We start from the raw sequence: 23095 nt of genomic DNA, 5'->3' as shown, positions 1-23095 counted from the left end.
CCGGAAGGCGTGCTTTCTTCCTTTTTTCGTTTTCAAAGAAGCGGAAAGTATTTGGCTGGGAGTATGAAACTTAGCCTCGCGTATTCTCCCTGCCCGAACGATACTTTCATTTTCTATCATTTAATCGCAGGCAAGACAAAGGCCCCGTTTTCCATCCAGGAAGAATTGCATGACGTGGAGCAACTGAACCGGTTTGCAAAAGAAGGAAAATTCCACTCCTCGAAACTTTCATTTGCGGCGTTCTTTCAAGTTGCGGACCGGTATTCCTTACTTGACTCCGGTTCGGCGCTCGGGAGAAATTGCGGACCACTAATCGTAAAAAGGAAGGGGAATCTCGCCTCGAATCCTAAGGGAAAAAAAATTCTCGTTCCGGGCGCCTGGACTACGGCAAACCTTTTGACTCATTTGTATTTGGAAGGCGATTACGAGGCGGTCCCGATCCGCTATGACTTGATTCTGAATCAAGTATTGTCGGGAAAAGCGGATTTTGGAGTCGTCATCCATGAAGAAAGATTCACATACGAAAAACGCGGCCTGGAAAAAGTTCGAGATTTAGGAGAATGGTGGGAAGAAATGAGCGGGGCGCCGATTCCGTTAGGCTGCATCGCAATCCGAAGAGATTTGGAAAAAAGCCTAAAAGAGGATTTGGATTTCTCAATTAAAGAAAGCTTATCGCTTGCGTACGAAAATCGAGAAGATACATACGATTATATTTTCCGCCACTCTCAAGACACGAGCAAAGAAGTCGTAGATGCTCATATCGGCCTCTATGTTAATGAGTTTTCCCAAAGTCTAGGAGACGAAGGTCGAAGAGCGATTTCCACACTTTATAAGGAAGCTCTACGCACCGGCCTTGTGCCGTCCGGGCGAGAAGCCGAACTTTTCACATAGTGGAAGAGAAATACTAAATTATTTCCCTTCTCCCCTAAGTTCCCTCACAATATCGTAGCTAGCGTGGGATTGGTTCAGGGTGTACAAATGAATTCCGGGAGATCCCATTTCGATCAGTTCTCTACACTGTTCCACGCTAAAGTTCAAACTTCTACGGTAAAATTCCTCGGGACGATTTTGCACTTCTTCCAGGTCGGTCAAAAGCTTATCCGGGAATTCGCAGGCAGCCATGCTTCTAAATCTTTCGATTTGCGAGAACGACGTGATAGGCATGATCCCGGGAACAACCGGCACTCGAATTCCCTTCTTTCTAACTAGATTTAAAAAGGATTCGAAAATCTCGTTTTTAAAGAAGAGCTGAGAAACCAAATACTCCGCTCCTGCATCGACTTTTTTCTTCAGATTGTCGACGTCCGTCTCCAGATCGCTTGCCTGCGGGTGCTTTTCCGGATAGCATGCCCCGCCCATACAAAAATCGAAACCCTCCGATTTAATAAACGAAATCAGCTCGCTCGCGTGCTCGAAACCGCCTTCGACTTTTTTAAAAACGCCTTCCCCCTTTGGAGGATCTCCCCGGAGTGCCATTAAATTGCGGATCCCGGAGGATGCGATTTCCTTTAGAATATTATGTATTTCTTCTTTATTTCCTCCGACGCAGGTAAAATGCGCGGCGGCGGCCAGATTGAACTTTTGGGCCAGGTCGGAGGTCAACCGTATCGTTTTGTCCCGAGTGGATCCTCCTGCTCCGTACGTAACCGTAATATACCCCGGATTGACTCGCGAGAGTTCCTTAACGGTTTCGTATAATTTAGCTTCTCCTTCGATTGTCTTGGGAGGGAAGAACTCGAAGGAGTACACAGGCTCCTTGGCATTAGTATATATTTCTAGAATTTTTTTCATATTTCCCTTTCTCCGAAATTTCGGAGGGTTGTATCAACCGCAGCTTAATAAGACCGGAACTATGCCCCGGCCATTTCTTTGCGCGCCTAAGGCCTTGGCAACCAAGGCGCCGGGCTTTAGATTTTCGGAAGTGACTCGAACTGCGTGTCCTCCCGTCAGACCCACAGAAAGCAGATCGCCGGGCAGGATAGGGTGGGACTGGGCCTCTACGTTTGCAAGAACCACTCCCGAGATCGCCACTAACCATTGGCCCTCGACATGCGGCTTTTCCCCCAACACAATCGCTGCCGATTTTACGGCAACTCCGACCACATTAGTGGCGCTGGGATTTTTAGATTTATGAAGCTTTCCTTCTTCTCCCATCACCAACCAATCTCCTTCCGCAATCACATCACCGGACTGGACCGGAAAAAAGCGGGCAATGCAATCGGTGCCTTTTCCTGTCTGCACGTAAATAGTCCCGATAAAATCGGCTTCGCCTTCCGCGAGTAGTGCCTTGCCGGATCCGGTTTCATTTAACTGTGGAATTCCCTTCCCGCTCGCATACACTGCGTATCCGGAACGAGAATGAAACCAGCCTCCGAACCCTCGCTTTGCAAGCCCTAAAATACCCGCCGATTCCCGGTCGCCCGAAGAACTATCCCCGCGAGCCCCGAATTTTTCTCCGTATGCAAGAACTCCAACATGCCGTCCCGATCCTACGATACCGGAACCTTTCTCGGCCTCATTTCTTGCGTAGATAAGCCCGTTATTTTCGGGAGGAGGAGAGATATTCAAATATGGCGCCTCGACCGTTCCCTTTACTCTCAAGAATCCGCTATGCGAACTAAAGTCGTGTTCCAAAGGAGCATACTCATGACTGTGAGGTTTCGGAGTTCTTGCGTCGGACAACCGAGGATCGTCCGCTGATACCGCGTGATTCGGAACCGATTTGCCCTTAGGGGCCAATGCGATAATTCCGGGATATTCCGTACTCGCATTTCTCAATCGTTCATCGTTTCCTTGAACGACTACCCCTTCCTTCGATTCGCCGGATCGCCCAAGTTGCACGATTCCAAAAGTTTGAGTGGTGGCCGATTTTAGGCGTTTATCATTTCCCTGAACTGCGGCTTCTGCAACATCTTCCCCACTGGAAGCAAATCTGAGAATTCCAGGCGTCTCCGTTGTTGAAGCTCTCAATCGAGGGTCATCCGAAGTTACCACCTTCCCTGGAATCGCTTCTCCGGGAAGAGCCAATTGAACTAAACCGAATCTATTAAAGTTAGCATGCTTGAGACGATCGTCGTTCCCCTGGACTGCAACTCCTTCTTTTGTCTCTCCGTTCTCCGCAAGTTCCACGATTCCTTGCGCCTGAGTAGTCGCCGATCTCAGCCGCTCATCGTTTCCTTGAACGACTCGATCCGCTCGGTTCTCGCCGTTCATCGCTAACCTGACAAGACCGAATGTGGTCTCACTTGCATGCTTCAAACGACGATCGCTACCCTGAACTGCAACACCTTCCTTATCCTCACCGTCGGACGCCAACTCTACGATCCCTTTATATTCGGTCGAAGAATCTCGCAAGCGGCGATCATTTGCCTGAACTGCGGCACCTTCGGAAGTTTCGCCGTCGACTGCAAGCCGGACCAAACCCGCGCGAAGAACCGTAGCATAAGGAAGAGGTTCGGCCGTAGGCTTATGCGTTAAGTCGCTCAAATAAGGAGCTGCGTAAAGCTCGACTTCCACAACGCGAGTCACATAGGACTCTTGATTCGTCTTTTTTTGCGGCCGAGACACGAATTTTAAAAATCGAATATTTGCCGGTAAAAATCTCCATTGATACCAAACTCCGAGTTCGGAAAGAAACTGATTTTCCTCTAAAAGCTGATTCCAGGTCAGATCATCTTCGCTATAGTAAACAGTAAACGTTTCTGGAAAAAAAGACGGGGCCTCTTTGGGGGAAAGCAATCGCAGCTCGTTAACCCTACTAATGGATCCTAAATCCACTAGAAAAAATTCCTCTTTAGGCTGAGGCGATACCTGGGAAGACCAGCCGTAATCCGCACGTTGATCGATTAAGTTTTCCTTAACCCAAAACCGATCTCTCTCCGAACTTACGTCCACTTTAACGATGCCGGAAATTCCGACCTCCAGATCTGCGATTGCCACTGTCCATTTCGAACCTTCTTTCTCGGAAACCTTACTGACTAATTTTAGAAAGTTAGCGCGCACCAGAGAGAAGTTCCAATGCCCGATCTTCTTATTGGAACGTCGAAATCCGGCCTCTTGCAAAATAGGCTCCCAAACTTTCCCATCTAACGAAATTTCAAATCGGAACGTATCGGGGAAATAGGCCGCTTTTGATTCGGAGGAATGAACTCGAATTTGATTAAAACTGGACCCTTCTCCCAAGGCTAACGTAATGACTCCGATTCCGGGAGAATCTAAACTCTCAGAATACCCACGGAGTTTTCCTTCTTTTAGATCGAACGTCCCTTTGGTTCGAACCTCGCGAATTTTTACAGGTTGGGGATGACTGATCCGGATGGAGTCTTGATTCATAAAGTTTGGATTGATCCTTTGTTATTACCGAAAAATTGAATGCGAGATGTCAAATCGTCGGCAATCAATCCCGGGTTGTTTTTTTCAAAAAGAAACATCTGAAAAAGCCGCAATACATTCGGTTTCATACTTTTGTACGATTCTCCTCTTGCTTCGCGGAAAATATAACCAGTATCGATGGGTGGATTGTGTCTGTGAAGTACTTTGTAACGATTGTTCTCAAGGCAACTGGCACCGGGTCGACAATCAACAAAGTTCGACCGTCCGGTTCGACTCGAATATTTTGCAATGCCGCAACGCTAGAAGGGGAGAGTAAATCCTTACACCAATCTAAAAATCCCTGCCATGAAGCTTCGTAACCGGGCGAGGAGTTCCGGCTTTGCGAAGGCATTCCGGAGCGGTGCTCAAAATTCGGCTGTTTACCATCGTTTGAAAGATTTCGGCAAATCCCTCGAATATAGTACAAATTTCCTTCTTGGTTCTGGGTCTTAGCGATCTCCATTGCCTCTGCAAGAATACCAGGCCCATATTCCTTCGAGAGGAAGTCCAAAGACAATTTCTGCGCCTCCTTGCGCGGATCTGGTTTTTGGTTTTGGGTATTATGGATGGTTATATTAATATTGTTTGGGGGTATCTCTCGAACCCCCTCGGGGATGCCATCCTGAACCCCTGGGGTCCCCATTCCGGTCCCTCTGGGGTTTCCAAAAATAACCCCCTGGGGTGGAATTTTAGAACCGGGGTAATTGAAACAGAAATAATACATAGTGTTCTTATGCCCGGTGCCTGGTACAAATTGGAGGAGGCCTGCTTTTACCAGGTCTCTCTTGCCCTCGTTAATGGATTTCTTCGTTTTTAGGCCTGTGAGCCTTAATAGGATTTCATTACTAGGCCAAACCGGTTTAAAATTCTGGTCGCTAAATTTAAGCAATACCAAGTATAGAGTCTTCCCAGCTGCAGAAAGGCGAGCCCAAACCCCAGATTCAATGATATCTGATAGGAATTTAATATATGGATAATGCTCGCCCATAGCTCGGATCCTTTTGCTCCCGGAAGCAAAAAATTAATTTTAAGCAAAAAGTCCGAAGGTAGTTGACATTATCTGACATAAGGTTACTTATGTCTCATCCAACAACATTCCTTCGGGAAGGTCCGGCCCCTGGAAATCTCCAGGGGAGTTTTTTTATATCCGGACATAGGACATGCTAGTGCCTTTCTCCACCGGGATGGGAAAAAAGTACTACATTTCCGTTTAGAATATTATGTCACATAGTATTTCCGTTTTTTTCTCTGTCAATCTCATTGACTAGATTCATTTTACTTCTTTAAAAAATCTTTTGCTTAGTACATGTTTGTACTGCAATGACTTCGCTTAACAATAAGGGATAAGAGAAATAGATTCGAAGAGTAAGGCGGAATTTTTAAGAAGATTTTCCGAATTTTTTAGGGATTTCTTTTCGCAGAAATTTATACATTTCCTGGAGAAATTCTTCGTCATCGGAAGATAATAGAATCGAATTTCCTTTTTTTCCTAGCTTATAAGGATGAAGGGAATATTCCTGGGCGGTGGTTGAATCATGAGGCTTCGCTAACGTAGGGAAGAGGGTATCTTCCGATCTGTTAAAAGACTTTGCATCTTTTACGGTTTTGAGTTCACCCGAATTGAATCTTTGGATAAAATCCTGAAATGTCCCTTTTTTGGAGGCACTAGCGGCTTGGATGAGTAAGTTTTTAGTTTCAATTCCGGAATCTTTACAAATTTTTAATTCTTCTTTATTTAATCCGGAAATTCCTAAAAGTTCAGTCATATAGCTCCTGCTTTTTCCGAACAAATTTCCGAGCTCCAGATCGGTATAAGAGAAGGTCAATTTTAAGTGGCTCATGGCTTCTATTTCCTCATAAGGAGATAGGTTTTCTCTTTGAAGGTTTTCTATAATTGCTAACCGGAAGGTTTCTTTTGCATCCCGGTCTAAAATTTTACATTCAACCTCGGCCCAGTTCAGGAGAGTTGCAGCATGAAATCTTCTTTCGCCTGCAATGATAGTATAGTATTCATCATTGGATTGTTTTGTGACTAAGATCGGTTGAAGTAGACCGTCTTTTTGAAGGCTTTGGGCGAGTTCTTCCACTCCCTTTTTTCGTTCCTGTCTAGGCTGGCTTTCCGAAGGCCGAATCTTATCTAACCTTATTTTTCGAATTGTGCCTTCTAGCTTTTCCGCTTGAAAGACATCCGCTAGCGACCCAAGGCGTTTACTTTTTGAGCTCATTCAGGAACTCCTCTACAAAACCTTCATATTCCTGCGCTTGTCGACTTGCCTTATTGTATTCGAAGACCGATTTTTTGGCCAAGTGGGATTCGCCCACGGCTACGCCGTCAGAAATACTGTTTTCAAAAATTCTAAAATATTTTGTAAGAACAGGAACAATCGTTTTGGTCAACAGGGTTTGAGGTTTTAGCTGAGTTACTAATGCTCCCAGGATTTCTAGACCCGGATTAATCCTTTTTTTTATACTATTGATTGTCTGTTGTAATCCGAGAATTCCATCTACAGAAAACTTTTCCGCCTGCAAGGGAATGATCACATAGTTGGAAGCGACTAGTGCGTTAATTGTGAAAATGGAAAGGCTCGGAGGGCAGTCGATAATACAAAAATCCAAATCCTTTTCAAGATCGGCTAAAGCGTCTCGAAGAATATATGGGGCATCTACGATGGCTGCGACGGTCTCCGCCTCTGCGAGTGCGAGTCTAGACGGCGCGATGCTGAGATTTTCCACATGTGTAGGAACCATAACGTCCCTTACTTTTGCCTTCGCTTGAAAGATATTATGCATGGATTTTTCAAGACTGTCGGGATTCAAAAAAATTCCAGTGGAGTTTGCCTGAGGATCGATGTCTATGATAAGAGTTTTTTTACCACGGCGCGCGAGGCCCCATGCGAGATTCAAAGAGGTGGTCGTTTTGCCTTCCCCTCCCTTTTGATTTGCGATAGATACTACGATCATTCTGGTCCCTTGTATTTCAATTGTCGGATGTCCGACATCCAATCCTTTACTAAGAGGTAGCCACTCTTTCTTTTAAATGGAGGTTATAAGGAAAAAAGTGAAATCTTAGTGAGTGCGATTGCTGTTTGTCGATCACACTGATGGCGGCTTAAAAAATCAATTGCCTTCGAGTTCCATTCAACCTAAAGGCCGGGCGGGTTCAACTCATTCTCCAAAAAAAAGAAATTTAGCATCGTTTTTTAGAGAAAGCGCACTCGAAGAAAATATAATGTCGGATGTCCGACATCTTAGCAGAAAAACGACGGTACATGGTTGACGCCATGCTTAATTTTAAACAATCTCCCTTCATGGAACCGGCCATACAGGAGATATTTTACGGAAAACCCACTACTGCGGATCTCCGCCTCCTCCTCCCTTTGGCCTTTCCATTTCTGCTCAAGATTTTAGGGAGCGCCGCAGGTTTGGCGACACTTCCGGCCGAGGGCGAGCAGGACGCCCTAGAGGAGGTGGCCTCCTGGGGATATTCTGAAGAGGGGTTCTTCTATTCTTTTTTGGCCAAAGGTTCCGAGACACGGAAAAAATTGGAATCCGGTTCTCCATTCTATCTCTCAAAATCGGCGACAGCCGAATTCTTTTTGCCCGATTCGTCCGGTGGACTTTTGGGCAGTATTCTGGTTCAGGGGAAAGTTCAGGGGTTCTTGCTTTTAGAATTGGAGAATCCTCCGTCCGAATGGCAATCGCTATTCTTGGCTTTGTTTTGCCAGAAGCTATCTTCGATTTTGGAAGATGCGCCAAGTATCCCTATAGCCTCAAAGGGCGAGGCCGGCTCCGAAGATCGAAAAGATCGGCTCGGACAGATTCTTTTCCGTTTAAGTAACAGCGGAGACGCGGTCTGGGAATTATATCGGAAATTGGGTATTCTTAAAATTCGAGGCCCAAAAGGATCCGGCAAAAAAACTTTGGCTAAATGGGTGCATCGAAGGGAGTCTGCCGGCCGTGGATTATTAGTGATCGGTGTGCTTCCTGAGCACGGGGGCAAGCTTGAAAAATCACTGGAAGAATGGGGTGCTATGGCTCAAGGCGGGACCCTCGTTTTTGAAAGGATTCAAGAATATTCTGCTCTGCAGCAGAAGCTTTTATATGAATACGCAACGAGTGAAAGAAGTCGCCGTCCAAGATTAATTTTCTTAGAAAATTCCGAGAGTTCGCCTGCCGAGGAGCTCGTTTTCTTTCGAGCTTTATTGGAGTCTAATTCTCTCGAGATTCCTGCATGGAAGACCTGGTCAACGGTAGATAGGCGGAATGCAGTTTCGCTTATCTTCGAAGATGTCAGGGAAGCCCAGGGAAGGCTTGATTTAAGTCTTTCAGAAGAAGCGGGTCGATCGCTGGCGACTTCGGAATTAGATCGTAATTTAGAAGACCTTAGGAATTCTATAGAGGAAGGAGTATTGCATTCCTCGGGCAGAGAAATCCGAGAATTCGCAATCCAATCGGAGCGACCCCAGGGGGTTTCGATGCCGGAAGCGGACGATCTGGATCTTCGGAAAGCCGTCGAAGCATTGGAACGTCAAAAAATACTTTTGGCCTACAAACTTTTTGGGGGGAACCAGATTCGCATGTCCAAGGCGCTTGGAATATCAAGAGGTTCGCTCCAATATAAATTAAAGAATTTGGGATTAGGATAGAATTTTGGAATTAGATTCCTTATACGAAGAGAGAAAAACTCCAGCAGGGTTTCTCGTAAAGGTCAGGTTGGCAAAAATGACCTATGTAGTCTTTACTACGAAAGGCCCCGAGATTCCAAAGGGCGCCAAAAATCAATCCATAGTTGTGCCTGTTCCTCGCGTGGCTTTTTTGGGGGAAGAATTCGATCTCTCACACTTCCGCTTAGGGGAGCTCAGTTTTGTAAATGTTCGGCAGGGAAAACTGGTAATCCCTTACCAACATACTAGCTCCGGCAACGAAGTTCGAACTATTTTTTTAAATAGCGGAAGTGAGTGCGATATCCTTCCCGTAATTATCTTTCACTATAAGGAAGTGGAAGAATTTCTGAGAGCCAAAGAAGAGGGCGTGGAATTACACCATTTGGTTTTGGATGAGGAGTTCCCACGCCAGGATCTGGTGACCCTGAAAATCAGATTTCCTTCCCTCAACATGTTGATTATTAAAAGGAAAGTCGCTCAAAAGCTTGAGGCACCGGGCGGAGTTATGCCGGGCAAAGAGGAGCTGGAAAGGAGCCTTCGGGAAGAGTCCAGTATCGTTGATTTTAATAAAGTTCGGGCTACGGACCTTCTCGAAAAAGGAAACTTAAATATGCATTCCATGAACCCGGTCTTTTTGGCTCGGGTTCATCTCAGAAAAGTAGAGTTAGAGAAAGTAAAACAGCTCCTGCTCGATTTTTCTCTCCGTCCCGAAGAAGTGGTCTTTATAAGAACGTTTTTGGAAGTGATGATCCGAAACGATGAAAAAAAAGAAGAACTCGTAAGTTGGAAAGTCAAACTGCAGAATCTCGACGAAGGGTTTCGCTTAGCCGGACTTATTCTCGAGATGAAAGAGATGGAATTCGAAGTTGAACTCGATAAAGGCTTTTCGAAAGAAATAGCAAGCATGGTCTATGCGCTTTTAGAGAAGGAACAGTCGGAGGCCGATACCAAGGAGAAAGAAATCATTCTCTGGGAGTGGAAACTCAGGACAAAGCGGCTCTTCCGAAAAATGGCTTAAAATTCCTAAAAAAGGGGAAAAAATGCTTCCTTTTTTAGCAAAAAGGGGTGATTCTCACTTATAAACCTATGATTTTCGGGGACAAGAATAAAAATCTGGCACAGTTCTTGCTTATCACAGCTCTTTTGACTGTGAGCTCGACCGCTTTCGCTCAGACCGAAAATTTTATGGCCAACGGAGATGAGTCTCTCGTTTCTGCGAACTTGGACTTATCTCAAGAAGGTATTTTAGATTCCTCTAATATTCATCAGGCGGAAGTGGACTCGGTTCTTGCCGAGCAGATATCTTACTCGGATGCCGAGCGTGAAGCGGACTTTCCCGGCCTAATCGATTTATTGAATTCGAAAAGAGTGCAGAATAAGAAAATTTTCGCATCGAAATCCGGACAACAAAGGCTTGAATCCTCCCAAGCTGAAATTATTAACTCCGCTTTTAATAAGAAAAATGGCTGTGAGGTTTCGCAGCAGTTTGCATTCGAAAATTCGGAGTTAGAAAGACGCTTCTGCTCGGAGCATTTTATTTACGATAATGATAGTTTTGATTCTTTAGCGGATAGCGGTTCCTCCCGTAAAAAAAGGAAAAAAACAACGATTCTTACTCTGAATCAACCGCTCGCTACTAGTAAGGGAAGTTCTATCATATGCCCTGCATCCATTACCGTTCCTCAAGGCTCCGAGCTTTCCTATGCAGATTTGTATTGGGAAACTAGATCTACTTCTACTGTGCATTCTCCCGAGGGCGGGGTGACCTCAACTGCCCGGCGTCAATGGTTTAACCTCGAGAAGAATGCATTTGCTAGAGTGGCTGCGATAGGGGCCGGCCGGAATGGGGCAATATCTATCGGAAGCCGTCTATCGTCGCCAGAGGGCTTGATTCTCCCTCGGGCGCAGCAAGCGGGGTCTCCGATTGTGACCGCGGGTGTGATCGGACAGCATGGAAATAGTCGCTATGGATTCTGCTCTCTTGTCTTACCTTCGTCCGTAGGTTTGCTATCCTCCGAAAATAAGCGGATGGGCATTTTCTCCAAGATAGGAGATCGTTTAAATTCGGGAAGTTCCGGTAATCATAGTATAGCTTAAGCGCTCTCCATATCTCTCCCGAAAATTCTAGAAATTCTTGTGATTTCCGACTCCTTTGAAATTCTAAGCCATAATATGGCTGCCAAAATAAAGCGGACTTCCTTTCAGAAGCTTCTTAATGCGATGAAAAAACTTATTATGGAAGTGAATGATAACGAAATTCTGCGTAGGCTTGAAACCCTTATGGCTACGAGCAAGGAAGATCTGAACCAGGCGGTTGTTCGTTCTCTTTTGGAAAATCCTCTGGAATTCGATCCAAAATCAGTGCCGGAACCTTATGCCCAATACGTCCGACACTTCGTTTATATGGTTAAACGAAATAAAAAGCGAGGTCTAGATGTCACGTTTGACGCCGGCAACCTCGACTCCAAGAGCCTAAAAAAATCTCCGTCAGTTAAGCCGCAGGAAGCGGCGAAAAAAAGCCCACCGAAACGCAAACGAGCCTAAAAATCGAAAATTGCCCTGTATGTAGCACAGGGTGATTTTTCGCTGCAGAAAAGCGGCAACCATCATCACTAACTGCCGAATATCCGGCTGTTACGTTCAAATATTGACATATCATGCCTGTAATAGGGCAATGGCGGCCATGCGACGGGCGTTTACATAACTGACTATTTTTAAGCAATACCAAGCGCCTTCTGCCATTCGAATTTTATTTCATCTTTCTCCGAATATTTGCCAGAGCTTCCCGAAGAGAAAGCTTTTAAGGATGAAGTAAATATGTGAACGCCTCGATTTGAGCAGTTATACGGAGATTTGAGGGCCTTTCTTTGGGGTAGAAAAGATTAAAAATCAGCATTTTTTGGATTCTATCTGCCCATTGCGCTATTTTCTGCTGCCGCACACAGGGCTTTATTTGGAAATACGCAGCGTGGCGTAATAGGGCAAAAAGGAGGTATCTGGCGAAAGGTTAGGAATCAATCGTCCTTTGCAAGTTGCCCAATATAGCCTGTAGAAGATTTTTCAGTTCTCTTTCTCGGATGCCGGCAATTCTATGAAAGATGCAATGCCCCGCCTGTGAATGGGCGGTAGTGTCCATTCACAGATAGTAAATAACGCAAGATCGCTTTTGGCCTATTTTGCCTTGAGGCGTTTTTTCGATGGGGAACTCAGTTCGACCAAATAACTATTCAAATTCTGCAGTATTGTCATGTGTAGGAATATTTCCTTAGCATGAAGGAATGTCGCTCTGGGCCTATGCTTTCTGCTTGCCTATGCGGCATCACGCTTCACTATGATCCCTATGGCCGAGGTAATTAAATTAAGAGTAAAATGCCATGCCTGCTCAAATTTAATCGAGGGTTCCGCGAAATACGGAACCGGTCATTATGTTCCCGAGGGAGTGGACTTCGAGTTTGTCGCAATTGGTAAGATTGAAACGCCGAAAGGAAAGAGAGTGAAGGCCGAAATCATCGCAATTTGCCCCAACTGTGGCGTAAAATGCAAATGGACAATATAAGATTAAAAATAATCATTTTTAATAGATTTAAATTAATCTTTATTTGATAAAATACTTAAAAATAATCTTTATGGCTCAGTAAATTTGATTAAAATTTATCTTATATTGAATTTTATATTTATGCTTAAAAATAATCGTAAATTTTTGGAATGAATTTTACCACTTCGCTTTATACTCTTTTCTTTGTTTTTCTCTTTTTATTGAGATGGCTCCTTCCTCGATTTCGTTTTTTTCCGGAATGGATTCCATTTCCTTTCCTTCTAGTCGGCAGCTATTTATTCTATTTTTCCTGGAGTCCGAAGTTTGGGAGTTTAATATTCGCGACTACGATTTTGGATTATTCCGTCGGTAAGGCCATGGGCGGGTCTTCTTTGGGAAAAAGAAGGCTTCTTTTGCTTCTCTCACTTACTGGAAATTTAACCGTCCTAGGTTTCTTTAAGTATTTCGGCTTTTTTGTGGAGAATGGAAATGCCCTTTTATCGGCACTTGGATTGGACTCTGCTATCCCGTCTTTAAAGGTTGTCTTACCTGTCGGCATTTCCTTTTACACGTTTCAATCTCTTAGCTATACGATTGATGTTTACCGTAAGGAAATACAGCCCGAGCCAAGTTTTTGGAGATATGCGCTTTTTCTTTCTTTTTTTCCGCAGCTGGTTGCAGGACCCATTGTTCCTGCGCGTGAATTTCTTCCCCAGCTGAAACAATGGGTGGCCTGGGAAAATTTAGCGTTTCGAGAAGGTATCGTACTGCTACTTGTTGGATCTTGGAAAAAGGCAGTTCTAGCCGATAATATTTCAATTCTGCCGGACACACTGTTCCAATCTCCTGCTATCGTATCTCAATTCTATGCTTGGATAGGAATATTTGCATATGCTCTCCAAATTTATTTTGACTTTAGCGGTTATACGGATATTGCCTTGGGTTCGGCATTGCTATTAGGGTTTCATCTTACTGAAAATTTTAGAATGCCTTACCTAGCTTCAAGCTTTTCCGATTTTTGGAAACGGTGGCATATCTCTTTGTCTTCTTGGCTGAAAAACTATCTCTACATTTCTTTGGGAGGAAACCGGAAAGGAGAGCTTCGGACGTACGTGAATTTATTTATAACCATGCTATTGGGCGGTCTTTGGCATGGGGCTAGTTGGAATTTCGTCGTATGGGGCGGGATTCACGGGGCTTTACTCGCGATAGAAAGGGGGTTTGGCTATTTTTTTAAGACGAAAGGAGCCGGGCTCGAGATCCCTAGGATCTTCTCATATGCCTACCGAATATTCGTCGTTCTGGCGATCGTATTGGTTTGGGTCTTTTTTCGATCTCCTAGTTGGGAAAAATCCGAGATCGTATTCGCGAAATTATTTTTCGGTTCCGGCGGAATCAATCCGGGAGACCCAGCCCTAAGGATATTTTTTCTTTGCGTTTTGCTCTTTTTCGTCTCAACCTGGATCGGCCAAAGGGATGAAGCATCAGGAGTTTTTCGTCGTTGGGTTGAGAACCTCCCTGGATGGGCCTTTGCCATTATTGCGAGTTTGGGGTTCCTCTTAGCGGTCTTACTGTCGGCCGAGTCTCAGCCATTTCTTTATTTCGTTTTTTGAAAGGGTCTCTGTAGGAGTGTCCGAATTTTTGCAGTATCTTCGTAGAGCAAAACGTGCTTTTTTGTGTTAGGGCATTCCAAAATTTTCGAGGGTTCTCCGTAAAAAGAACGGATTCTTGCTTCTCCCAATCCTTCTGTTAGAACCGCAAAAGGGCCCTCGGGTGGAAAAATATACCATTCCCGATTGGAAAGTGAATGAGAGCCTTCCAGCGTACTAAAATCTACCGAAAGCGCCCTTACGTTCTTTTCCGAATAGACTAGGATCCTCTTAGCTTTTTTACCATCCGTCAAAACTAAAACGAAGCTCTCCGTTGAAGAGAGGCTGTCCACGCATTTTGCTTCCGGCGGTTTTGGAATTCCTTGAAATCCCCAGCTTCCTTCCGGAATCAAGGGGCCAAATAATGCGAGAGAGCTCAATCCTAGGATCATTCCCAACATTGCGAAATTTCTGGAATTCTTTCTCTTACCCAAATCTCTTGAAAGGATCAATGTTCCGAATAGAGCTGGGGCCAAATAGAAAGCTGGAGCACAGTAACGTAGGCTATATTCGTCGATATATAGCCCCGCCATAGGCGCGATTCCGAGCAAAATCAGTTGCAAATACGCCACGAAACCGAAGCTAAATCCGCGCTCTTTGCCCCTAAACAGCGCCCAAATACCCGCAATTAGGGCCAAAATGAAGAAAATGCCGGGCAGATCACCCTTGGATAACCATCCGATTAGGTCTTCCGAGATTCTTCGGAATGATTCGATTACGGATATTTTGTTGGAGGCTTCCATGGATAGGAATGTTCTTAGAAACGTATGAAGTCCGAACCCTATCACGCCTGAAAAAAAGAAACGCAGAGAGAGCTGGGGGAAAATCGTTCCCCATCTTCCGTATCTTCGAGTCCAGGCTAGAGCCGCTGTAAGATATAACTCTAAAAGTAGGATGCGATCGGACATGACAAGCAAGCAGAGAACCGGGAAGAAAAAGAAGCGCGGAGTCTTTTCATTGTATAAGTAAGGCCAGGCCCAAAGAGTCGCCAGAAATGCGCTCGTATGCATTGCGGGAAGTAAGAATAAATACAGGATCGGAAACTTTTCCGAAACTAACAGAAGAAACGAAGCTGTGAGAAGTGAGAACGAGTAACTATACCTTGCTGGAACCTGGGGCTCCAACGTTCGTAAAAATCTTCCAAGCGCCCATACAAAAAACGAGGCCTGAAGAACTGAAAACGACACCAGAGCCCAGAAAGGTTGTTTGGTAAATAAGCTTAAAATAAATACAAGCGGTAGGTCGGGAAATATATACGGAGAGGACGCTAAGGACCAACCTCGAAGAGAACCACCGTAGCGTAATATATCCGTAAGGAGAGTGGGAATGTAAAGGACGTCCGGATTCCAGTATATCTCGACAGGAAATCTCGCCAGTGTCAAACTTAAGCTACCGACAAATAAAAATCCAGAAACGAATATCCAATACACTCGGGAACCTTGGTCTTAATGCGAAGAAACGTAAAGAAGAAAAAGGAAACTAATTCTGGACAATCCGCACTTTGCTATGAGCTTAGGAGAGAAATAGCCAGCGAAATGTTTTTTTCCCGAGTCGTCTCAAGTTTCCGAAAATCATCCTCTTCTCGTCTTGGAATCCTAATCGGGGGGCTGCTCCTCATTTTTGGCTTGGATTCCCTTTTATTTCGACACGCTCTTTGGGCTATCCCTAATGAGTCCGCTTGGAGCACGAACCATTTCTATAATTTTCTCTACGAATACTTTCAGATTAAATCGAAACCTAAGACAAAATTCAGAATTCTTTTGGTGGGTTCAAGTATCGCGCATTATTCCTTAGATCGGGCTATGTTGAACGAGGAAATCCTCAGGCTTACCGGCAAAGAGGTAGAGTCCGAGTTTCTTTCCTACGCCGGGATGACTCCTTTGGATGCGTATCTCCTTAGGAAAAAAATTATAGATCTGAATCCGGATCTGGTCGTATATCCGATCAATTTTATCGATTGGAGGCTACATAGAACCTATGTCCTGGATCCGGTATCCGGGAGGAACGATTCTTTTCCGGAAGATCGCTTGATTCTGGATGCCTTGAACTACGGAGAAGCTCCTCAATCCCGTTATATTTTCCCCGCCGAATCCGCGTTTACTTTCTGGAAAATACTTGGTCCGGAAAAAACAGCCGAATTTATGATGGCGGCGATTTTCGACTTTTATCGATACAAGGACATTTATTGGAAAAATATCCGATCCCTTTTCGATCATCGTTTCGGTCGAAATACCAGCTACCACGGTTATAACGGGGCCCAAATCCCGGAAAGAATCTCTTCCCTCGGCTGGACGGGCCAATCTTTCTCCTTTGCTCCGAAGGAATATATGGCCAAAAAAGGATTCTATATCCAAGTCGTTCGAGAAATTCTCCGGGACGGAAATTTGCATGTGTCGCTTAACAATGCGAGGGGGGAATCACAGAATTTCGACTTCGACAGTCCCGGATGGAAGAGGATTTTGTTGGATAAGAAATTTTTGGAGAATGACCTGCCTGTAATTACGGCAAAACTTTCTATAACTTGGATTCCTTATTATGCGGAGCCCGAAAACAAGGACTGGGTTTACGACCGACTGGGAGTTCGCCTTCAACAGACTTTCGGAGATGAGCTTCCTCGCTCGGGAATGCAATACACTCGAGAGGAACGGAGCGAAGATTTGCGTTACGTCGGGATGAACGAGTCGGAATACAGAAAGTATTTTTATTTCCGACTGTTGGCCGAGCCGGAACACAGACCGGGGATAGGATATTTGATCGCACTAGCGGAAGCAAAAAAGAAAGTCGCAGGAGAATCCTTCCGGCCAGCTATGCATTTTCGGTATATGTCCGAATTTTTAGATTCCATGAGAGCCTCGAGCATCCCAGTTCTTTTAATCAATAATCCCGAAAATCCGATCAGTCTAGATTGGTATCGGAATTCTAGATGGTATCAAATTCATTTGGAATATCTTCAAAGCATTTCCGGGAGAGGAGTTATATTTTCGGATTTTAAAGACCGACTCGAGCCGATCGATTTCAGCGACTATCACCACTTTACTTATCCCGCGATGAAAAAGATGAATCCGGTTTATGCCAGGGAGATCATTAAATTTGTCGAATGACAGCGGTTGGGTTGGGAAAAAAAATAGATAAATAAGGGACCTGGCTAAAGTAGAGGTCTAACGACGGAAGGATATGAGCAAAGTAAACGTAGCTGTACTAGGAGCCACCGGCTCTGTCGGACAGAGGTTCATCCAACTTTTGGAGAACCATCCCTATTTCCAAGTTACTCATCTATGTGCGTCCGAGAATAGTGCGGGCAAAACATACGGTACTGTAATGAAGAAGCGATGGAAGATATCGTCGGATATCCCCGCGTATGCTAGGGACATAATCGTTACAACGCCGGAGCCTTCGAAAACACCGGGAGCCAAGCTAGCCTTTTCCGGTTTGGATGCTAGCATTGCGGGAGAAGTCGAAACCGCGTATGCCAATGCCGGCGTGCATATCATTTCCAATTCTAAGAATCATAGGATGGTGGAAAACGTTCCGTTGCTTTCTGCGGAAGTAAACGCGGCGCACCTCTCTGTTCTTCCCGCTCAAGAAACATCGGGTAAGATCATTACAAATTCTAATTGCACTATCATGGGAGTTACGATCTCTTTAAAGCCTCTTTTCGATCTTTTTGGAATAGAAGCGGTTATGCTTTTTTCGATGCAAGCCGTCTCCGGAGCCGGATATCCGGGAGTTCCGAGTATGGATATACTCGGAAATGTCGTCCCATTTATCGGTGGAGAAGAGGAAAAGGCGGAGATCGAACCGCTGAAGTGCCTAGGGAAAGTCGAAAACGGCAGGATTATCAATGCTGATTTCCCCATTTCCGCACATTGTAATCGCGTGCCAGTGTTTGACGGACATACGGTTTGTGTTTCCGTGAAATTGAAAAAAAAAGCAACGGAGCAAGAGATACGCACTGCCTGGTCTTCCTTTAAAGGAGAACCTCAGGAACTCGGCCTACCGTTAGCCCCGTCTTCTCCCATCGTTTATAGAGAAGAAGAAGATAGGCCGCAGCCAAGGTTGGATTTGGATACCGGAAAAAGTATGTCGACCGTCATAGGTCGTTTGCGTCCGGACCCTCTCTTCGATTGGAAATATGTGGTCTTGAGTCATAATACCATTAGAGGAGCAGCCGGCGCTGCTCTTTTGAACGCGGAACTTATGTACAAGAAAAACCTACTGTAAGAGGAAACAAACGTGCTGGATCCCCAATCCCCGGAACTGAAGGTTGCGGATTACAACTCTACGTTACAGTTGGCCCAAGCTCTAGAAGCTCGAGGCGACTTCCAGTACAAGGGCATCTATAAGCTTGTTCTCATCGTTGCGGACTGGACTGAAAAATTCGTCGCAAATAAAATTCTACCTACGACGGAACAATTAGCGCGCGAACTGACTCTGGACAAGGAAAGAGTCTTCGCTTATCTAAAGGAAGTTACGTCTCGACACAATCCGCCTTTGATCAAAAAGATCTCGATGGTGGATTACGATCCTACGGGCGATTTGTCGGACGGAAAATTGATCGCTTCCTCACTTCGCTTAATGACGGTTTTTGCAAGACCGTCTCAGGCGGATGCCGGGTCCAGTCATCGTTACGTGGAAGGAGTCAATCAGACTTCCTTTAGCTCCATCCAACGGTGGATCAAGGAAAGACGAAAATTCCCGGGGACGGAAAACTTCCAAAAATGGATTTGGGAATGCATCGATACTAATCGGTTAAGCGAAACATATGCATCTTCCGAAATAGGCAGTCTTTTCCAGGATTTGTACGATACTACTCCGGCGCTCAAACAAACGACGATAAACATCAATTTAAAACCGGTCTTAAAACGACTTGTGGACTCGAAGAATCTGTATTTCTTTCGGAATGAACGTGCGCTAAGTCCCGGTAACCGGTCCGTTTTCTATTATAATATTCAGGAAGAAATCATCGCCCGCCTGGATCTATATAAGAAATATCTGAAGGATAAAATTATTCCGGAACTTCAGAGAATCGGAGTTTTAGGGAACTTCAGTCAGGAAGAACTGAATAACACGAGGGCCTTGGCGGTGCAGGTATTGCCTTTTTTAAGTCCAGCGTACGGGGATCAGAAGACCGCGATGGAAGAGCTTTTGGCTCTCATACATTTCGAAGAGGAAGAAAAGGAAAAAAAGGAAAAGCGAGCCAAACTTTCGGAGCTTTTGGATTATGTGCGATCCGCAAACCGACTTGTCGACTTGAATTATCTTAGATTCCGGGGCGAACCTATCGAAGATGAAATTCGCAATCTTATCATAAATCATGAAATGATTCTGCACTCTGAATTCGCCGATAAAAAGAATATGTACAATTTTGTGTTACATAAGGATTGCATTCAAGGCGCCATCGAGAATGCGAAACGGATTCTTGCGGCCACCGGGAATGACAGCGAAATTCGCGTACTCGGGAAAATGAATATCAAGGATTTTCTGGAATCGAGAGAGGCCGCGGGTCAATTCGAAAAATTAGAATATTCGTCTTTGTTTAAGTATCTTCCTTTCTTTACCAGATTTTGGCGGTCGCTATTCGGCAATAATAATATGGTTCATCGCTTCGAGGCCGAAGAAATTCGGGCAAGACTCGCTGCGGAACAGAATAAGAGAGTTCTCGAAGCCAAAACGAGAGCCGCCCAGGAAGAAAAACTGAGAATTGCGGAGAAGCGCGTAAAAGAGAAGGACGCGGTGGAATCCGGATCGAAGGCTAGGGCTGCAGCCGTTTTTGCGGCGGGAGAAGATGCCGCTATGACTCGGTCAGGCGAACAAGAAGTGGATCCTCAGGCAAAGAAAATGCTTTCTTCGGTTTTGGATATTTTGGATGCCGCCTGGACCAGAGGAGAATACCCGGATCGAAATTACCTTTTAACGATGCTAGGCGCGGATGCGGATGAAAATACGCTCCTCAACTTTCTGAAAAAGAATGCAAAAAAGGAAATCCATTCCTTTATGGTAAGAAATCAGGAAGAAAAATATACGTTTCCGATTCTGATTACGCGTAGATTTTTGAAGAAGAACGGACGGTCTCTTTTGGACAAAGCTAAAAAGATCGTGGACGAGCAGAAAGTGGCCGGCATGCCGGAGCAAGAAAAGTTCGATTTTTATATCTCGTTCGAAGACTTCCTGAATAGGACGCTTGCGAAAATTTAACCCAATCCGAACGATGTCGGCTTTTTACAGCGCGGGCAAAGATTCGGGATTTCTCTTATTCCTATGAAAAACGAACTCGTTAACTTTAGAAAAACAAAAATTATTTGCACGATCGGACCCGCGACAGCGGATAAAAAAATGATCCTAGCGCTTGCGGAAGCGGGGATGAATGTGGCCCGTCTGAACATGTCGCACGGGAACCACGAGTTCCATAGATCGATTATTAAAATTATTAAATCTCTAAACAAGGACGTATTAAAACATCCGATCGCGATTCTGCTGGATACTCAAGGTCCTGAAATTCGAACGGGGGATCTCCAAGTGGATCATTTGGATCTCAAAGTCGGAGAATCCTTTACTTTTCATATTATTCCGGGAGTAGAATCGGAAGAACAATCCGTTTTTGTAAATTATCGAGATATCGTAAACGACTTGAAAGTCGGCGATCGAGTTACCGTAGATAACGGTTTGATCAATTTGGTAGTAGAAGAGATTCAAGAAACCGCGTTGAAATGCAAGGTCGTTGACGGCGGTAAGTTGGGCTCTAGAAAACATATCAATCTTCCCGGAATTCGGGTGAATTTGCCCTCCATCACTCAGAAGGATCAAAAAGATATTCTTTTCGGCTTGGAAGAGGATGTGGATTTTATCGCTCTTTCTTTCGTTCGATCCAAGGAGGATATCCTACAGCTTCGCAAGATCATCGAGGAGAACAACGGTCATTCGGCGATTATCGCTAAGATCGAAGATCAGGAAGCCGTTAGGAATATGGTTGAGATCGTCGAGGTTTCCGACGGAGTGATGGTCGCGCGAGGTGACTTAGGCGTCGAACTGCCCATCGAGGAACTTCCGATCATTCAACGCGCGATCATCCGGGAATGTGCGGTTCGTGGAAAGCGAGTTATCGTGGCGACTCACCTTCTCGAATCCATGATCAATAACCCTTCCCCCACGAGGGCGGAGGTTACCGACGTAGCTAACGCAGTATATGAGGAATCGGATGCGATCATGCTCTCAGGCGAAACGGCTGCAGGAAAATTTCCGGTTCGTTGCGTGGAGATGCTTCATAAAATCGCAGAGAGGGTGGAAAAAACTCCGGGTGTCGGCTATGTCAGCGATCGAATCCCTTCTAATAAAAAAGAAGAGATGGCTAAATCGGCGGCAATGCTCTCCGATTCGATTAAGAGTCCGGCTATTATCGTGATTACTCGTCGAGGGACTACGGCGCTGAATGTGGCCTCGTTCCATCCTAGACAACCCCTGATTTATGCATTTACCAACATGACGACGGTTCGACGCAAGCTTTGGCTGACAAGAGGTGTCATTCCTTATAGAATCGATTTTTCGAGCGATCCGGAAAAGACGATTAAATTAGCGATCGAAACTTTGAAGGCAAGCGGACGAATTAAGGACGGAGATCAAGTCGTGATTCTTTCGGATATTATCGCAGGAGTGGATCGCGTGGAGACCATTCAGGTGCGAGAAGTAAAATAAACAGATCTTACTCGGAATTAGGTTGTTGTTTCGGGGTTTCTCCGCCGAAAGCTTGTTTTTCAACCCAAGCCAGGAGAGCGTCGCGTATTCCTAGACGATCTAAGGCTTCGAATAACATTCCCGTATAATTTAACGAGGATTGAAACCTTTCGAATTCCAGCCTTACTTTCAATTTTTTAATATGAAGATAAAGTTTTAACTCTTCCGAACTCATCGTTTCCGGATCTTTTTCTAGAAAATCATCGGAGCCTAAAAAAGGATTTAGGCCTAATCCGGCGACTTTTTCCTGCTTACTCTTCCTCGGCATAGTCCGGCTAACCTTTCAATCTAGACGCGACAATAGCCAGGGAAAAGAGCGAAAAAAATAAACAAAGCCCCCCGGTTCCGAGCGCGGCAAAAATAGGATCACCAAACGTCTTTAATAGATAAAGAAAGAAGGCACCTATAAAAAGAAGCGATGCTAATCCCAGAAAATAAAATCCGATCCTAAGGAATACATAAGCTTGTACTCCTCGTTTAACTTTTTCTTCCGCAGATTTTCGAAGATATAGTAGAAGAGTTTCGATATATTCGAGAAAGGAATCGACCAAAGAAAGGAGATGGCCTTTTAATTCGAAGCTATTAAAAAAACCATCGCCATTTTGTGTTTCGGATTCCGCGGTTTTAGTCTGAGAGTTCTCCTTTTTACGCGCCAAAGAAGTTTCCTTTATTTCCTACGAATTAGAAGACCGATGATCAGGCCTAATCCGACGCCAACCCCGAGTCCGATTAGGGTCGCTTTTTGGGGGTTTTCTTTGATATAGACTCCCGTTTGATCGATGATCTGCTTTGCTCTCTCGCTTGTTTCGCCTGTGACTTGCTTCAGACGTTCTTTTAGATCTGATACGTGTTCCAAGTATTCCTCTCTAGCTTTCCCTGTGATTTTTTTAGCCTTTTCTTTGAGGGATTCCAACTCCTCGTTGAGGCTTTCGGCATTGGACATAAAAGCGGTCCTCCAAGGTCTCTTATTAGAGAACTCTATTCCTATTTCAAGAACTTTCCAAAAATGTCAAAAGCGTCCATAAAATCATTTTTATGGCTTTTAATTCGGGAAGAATTCAGTCGAAAATTCTAGTATAATTGTCAGAGTGGTCAATCAGGGACTCTGCTCTTCCGAGTAGTTCTCTTAAAGCGAAACCCGATTTGAC

Annotated in this window: 20 protein-coding genes; 11 read left to right on the top strand and 9 right to left on the bottom strand. The window is 44.9% G+C overall.

Going from position 1 to position 23095, the window contains the following annotated elements; translation table 11 throughout:
- Positions 1-63 precede the first annotated feature (63 nt).
- Positions 64-891: a 1,4-dihydroxy-6-naphthoate synthase gene (locus LEP1GSC050_RS04625; RefSeq protein ID WP_040911124.1), complete on the top strand. Its 828-nt coding sequence runs from the start codon at positions 64-66 to the stop codon at positions 889-891.
- 18 nt (positions 892-909) lie between these two features.
- On the opposite strand, the gene metF is transcribed toward LEP1GSC050_RS04625, so the two are convergent.
- From metF to LEP1GSC050_RS04600, 5 genes are all read right to left on the bottom strand, one after another.
- A complete protein-coding gene (gene metF / locus LEP1GSC050_RS04620; protein ID WP_010568373.1) occupies positions 910-1791 on the bottom strand; it encodes a methylenetetrahydrofolate reductase [NAD(P)H] in 882 nt (293 codons plus the stop codon).
- 33 nt (positions 1792-1824) lie between these two features.
- Positions 1825-4332 carry a discoidin domain-containing protein gene (locus LEP1GSC050_RS04615; protein WP_010568374.1) on the bottom strand — a complete coding sequence of 836 codons (2508 nt, stop codon included), beginning with the start codon at positions 4330-4332 and terminating at the stop codon, positions 1825-1827.
- A 124-nt stretch (positions 4333-4456) separates the two neighbouring features.
- Positions 4457-5359: a helix-turn-helix domain-containing protein gene (locus tag LEP1GSC050_RS04610; protein WP_010568375.1), complete on the bottom strand. Its 903-nt coding sequence runs from the start codon at positions 5357-5359 to the stop codon at positions 4457-4459.
- 391 nt (positions 5360-5750) lie between these two features.
- Entirely contained in the window at positions 5751-6596 is an 846-nt protein-coding gene (locus LEP1GSC050_RS04605; protein WP_010568376.1) for a ParB/RepB/Spo0J family partition protein, read from the bottom strand.
- Entirely contained in the window at positions 6580-7332 is a 753-nt protein-coding gene (locus LEP1GSC050_RS04600) for a ParA family protein (RefSeq protein WP_010568377.1), read from the bottom strand. Before LEP1GSC050_RS04600 ends, LEP1GSC050_RS04605 begins: the two co-directional genes overlap by 17 nt.
- 275 nt (positions 7333-7607) lie before the next feature.
- Here LEP1GSC050_RS04600 and LEP1GSC050_RS04590 point away from each other — a divergent pair, with 275 nt between their 5' ends.
- From LEP1GSC050_RS04590 to LEP1GSC050_RS04565, 6 genes are all read left to right on the top strand, one after another.
- Entirely contained in the window at positions 7608-9017 is a 1410-nt protein-coding gene (locus LEP1GSC050_RS04590) for a helix-turn-helix domain-containing protein (RefSeq protein WP_232225653.1), read from the top strand.
- 4 nt (positions 9018-9021) lie between these two features.
- Complete coding sequence (locus LEP1GSC050_RS04585) at positions 9022-10053, top strand: hypothetical protein (protein WP_010568380.1); 1032 nt, start codon at positions 9022-9024, stop codon at positions 10051-10053.
- A 47-nt stretch (positions 10054-10100) separates the two neighbouring features.
- A complete protein-coding gene (locus LEP1GSC050_RS04580; protein ID WP_156895935.1) occupies positions 10101-11132 on the top strand; it encodes a hypothetical protein in 1032 nt (343 codons plus the stop codon).
- A 75-nt stretch (positions 11133-11207) separates the two neighbouring features.
- Positions 11208-11579: a phosphatidylinositol phospholipase gene (locus tag LEP1GSC050_RS04575; protein ID WP_040911120.1), complete on the top strand. Its 372-nt coding sequence runs from the start codon at positions 11208-11210 to the stop codon at positions 11577-11579.
- Positions 11580-12375: 796 nt separating this feature from the next.
- Positions 12376-12591, top strand: coding sequence for a hypothetical protein (locus tag LEP1GSC050_RS04570; RefSeq protein ID WP_039935323.1), 216 nt, complete (start codon positions 12376-12378; stop codon positions 12589-12591).
- A gap of 149 nt (positions 12592-12740) precedes the next feature.
- Positions 12741-14183, top strand: a complete 1443-nt coding sequence (locus LEP1GSC050_RS04565) for an MBOAT family O-acyltransferase (RefSeq protein WP_010568385.1) — start codon at positions 12741-12743, stop codon at positions 14181-14183.
- On the opposite strand, the gene LEP1GSC050_RS04560 is transcribed toward LEP1GSC050_RS04565, so the two are convergent.
- Positions 14168-15601 carry a hypothetical protein gene (locus tag LEP1GSC050_RS04560; protein WP_232225652.1) on the bottom strand — a complete coding sequence of 478 codons (1434 nt, stop codon included), beginning with the start codon at positions 15599-15601 and terminating at the stop codon, positions 14168-14170. The two genes, LEP1GSC050_RS04565 and LEP1GSC050_RS04560, sit on opposite strands and share 16 nt — an antisense overlap.
- 153 nt (positions 15602-15754) lie before the next feature.
- On the opposite strand from LEP1GSC050_RS04560, the gene LEP1GSC050_RS04555 reads away from it, so the two are divergent.
- From LEP1GSC050_RS04555 to pyk, 4 genes are all read left to right on the top strand, one after another.
- Complete coding sequence (locus tag LEP1GSC050_RS04555; protein ID WP_040911116.1) at positions 15755-17320, top strand: hypothetical protein; 1566 nt, start codon at positions 15755-15757, stop codon at positions 17318-17320.
- Positions 17321-17393: 73 nt separating this feature from the next.
- Positions 17394-18440 carry an aspartate-semialdehyde dehydrogenase gene (gene asd, locus LEP1GSC050_RS04550; RefSeq protein WP_010568388.1) on the top strand — a complete coding sequence of 349 codons (1047 nt, stop codon included), beginning with the start codon at positions 17394-17396 and terminating at the stop codon, positions 18438-18440.
- Between the two features lie 12 nt (positions 18441-18452).
- The gene (locus LEP1GSC050_RS04545; protein ID WP_010568389.1) at positions 18453-20414 is read left to right on the top strand and encodes a hypothetical protein; all 1962 of its coding nucleotides are present in this window, start codon (positions 18453-18455) and stop codon (positions 20412-20414) included.
- A 63-nt stretch (positions 20415-20477) separates the two neighbouring features.
- Positions 20478-21908, top strand: a complete 1431-nt coding sequence (gene pyk / locus LEP1GSC050_RS04540) for a pyruvate kinase (protein WP_010568390.1) — start codon at positions 20478-20480, stop codon at positions 21906-21908.
- A gap of 7 nt (positions 21909-21915) precedes the next feature.
- On the opposite strand, the gene LEP1GSC050_RS04535 is transcribed toward pyk, so the two are convergent.
- Genes LEP1GSC050_RS04535 through LEP1GSC050_RS04525 form a run of 3 tightly spaced genes read right to left on the bottom strand, consistent with a single transcriptional unit; the run spans position 21916 to position 22890 of the window.
- Positions 21916-22215: a hypothetical protein gene (locus LEP1GSC050_RS04535; protein WP_010568391.1), complete on the bottom strand. Its 300-nt coding sequence runs from the start codon at positions 22213-22215 to the stop codon at positions 21916-21918.
- Between the two features lie 7 nt (positions 22216-22222).
- Positions 22223-22603 carry an LBF_4227 family protein gene (locus LEP1GSC050_RS04530; protein WP_010568392.1) on the bottom strand — a complete coding sequence of 127 codons (381 nt, stop codon included), beginning with the start codon at positions 22601-22603 and terminating at the stop codon, positions 22223-22225.
- Positions 22604-22614: 11 nt separating this feature from the next.
- Positions 22615-22890, bottom strand: a complete 276-nt coding sequence (locus tag LEP1GSC050_RS04525; RefSeq protein ID WP_010568393.1) for a DUF883 family protein — start codon at positions 22888-22890, stop codon at positions 22615-22617.
- Positions 22891-23095 lie beyond the last annotated feature (205 nt).

This window comes from Leptospira broomii serovar Hurstbridge str. 5399, assembly GCF_000243715.2.
GTDB lineage: Bacteria > Spirochaetota > Leptospiria > Leptospirales > Leptospiraceae > Leptospira_B > Leptospira_B broomii.
Note: the sequence above shows the minus strand (reverse complement) of the source record. Positions and strands in the feature narration are given on the sequence as shown.

Coding starts and splice junctions, on each gene's coding strand:
- LEP1GSC050_RS04610 (WP_010568375.1), bottom strand. CDS start 5,359: ATGGGCGAGCATTATCCATATATTAAATTCCTATCAGATATCATTGAA.
- LEP1GSC050_RS04575 (WP_040911120.1), top strand. CDS start 11,208: ATGGCTGCCAAAATAAAGCGGACTTCCTTTCAGAAGCTTCTTAATGCG.
- LEP1GSC050_RS04590 (WP_232225653.1), top strand. CDS start 7,608: ATGTCCGACATCTTAGCAGAAAAACGACGGTACATGGTTGACGCCATG.
- LEP1GSC050_RS04525 (WP_010568393.1), bottom strand. CDS start 22,890: ATGTCCAATGCCGAAAGCCTCAACGAGGAGTTGGAATCCCTCAAAGAA.
- LEP1GSC050_RS04565 (WP_010568385.1), top strand. CDS start 12,741: ATGAATTTTACCACTTCGCTTTATACTCTTTTCTTTGTTTTTCTCTTT.
- metF (WP_010568373.1), bottom strand. CDS start 1,791: ATGAAAAAAATTCTAGAAATATATACTAATGCCAAGGAGCCTGTGTAC.
- LEP1GSC050_RS04535 (WP_010568391.1), bottom strand. CDS start 22,215: ATGCCGAGGAAGAGTAAGCAGGAAAAAGTCGCCGGATTAGGCCTAAAT.
- LEP1GSC050_RS04615 (WP_010568374.1), bottom strand. CDS start 4,332: ATGAATCAAGACTCCATCCGGATCAGTCATCCCCAACCTGTAAAAATT.
- LEP1GSC050_RS04570 (WP_039935323.1), top strand. CDS start 12,376: ATGGCCGAGGTAATTAAATTAAGAGTAAAATGCCATGCCTGCTCAAAT.
- pyk (WP_010568390.1), top strand. CDS start 20,478: ATGAAAAACGAACTCGTTAACTTTAGAAAAACAAAAATTATTTGCACG.
- LEP1GSC050_RS04625 (WP_040911124.1), top strand. CDS start 64: ATGAAACTTAGCCTCGCGTATTCTCCCTGCCCGAACGATACTTTCATT.
- LEP1GSC050_RS04600 (WP_010568377.1), bottom strand. CDS start 7,332: ATGATCGTAGTATCTATCGCAAATCAAAAGGGAGGGGAAGGCAAAACG.
- LEP1GSC050_RS04555 (WP_040911116.1), top strand. CDS start 15,755: ATGTTTTTTTCCCGAGTCGTCTCAAGTTTCCGAAAATCATCCTCTTCT.
- LEP1GSC050_RS04605 (WP_010568376.1), bottom strand. CDS start 6,596: ATGAGCTCAAAAAGTAAACGCCTTGGGTCGCTAGCGGATGTCTTTCAA.
- asd (WP_010568388.1), top strand. CDS start 17,394: ATGAGCAAAGTAAACGTAGCTGTACTAGGAGCCACCGGCTCTGTCGGA.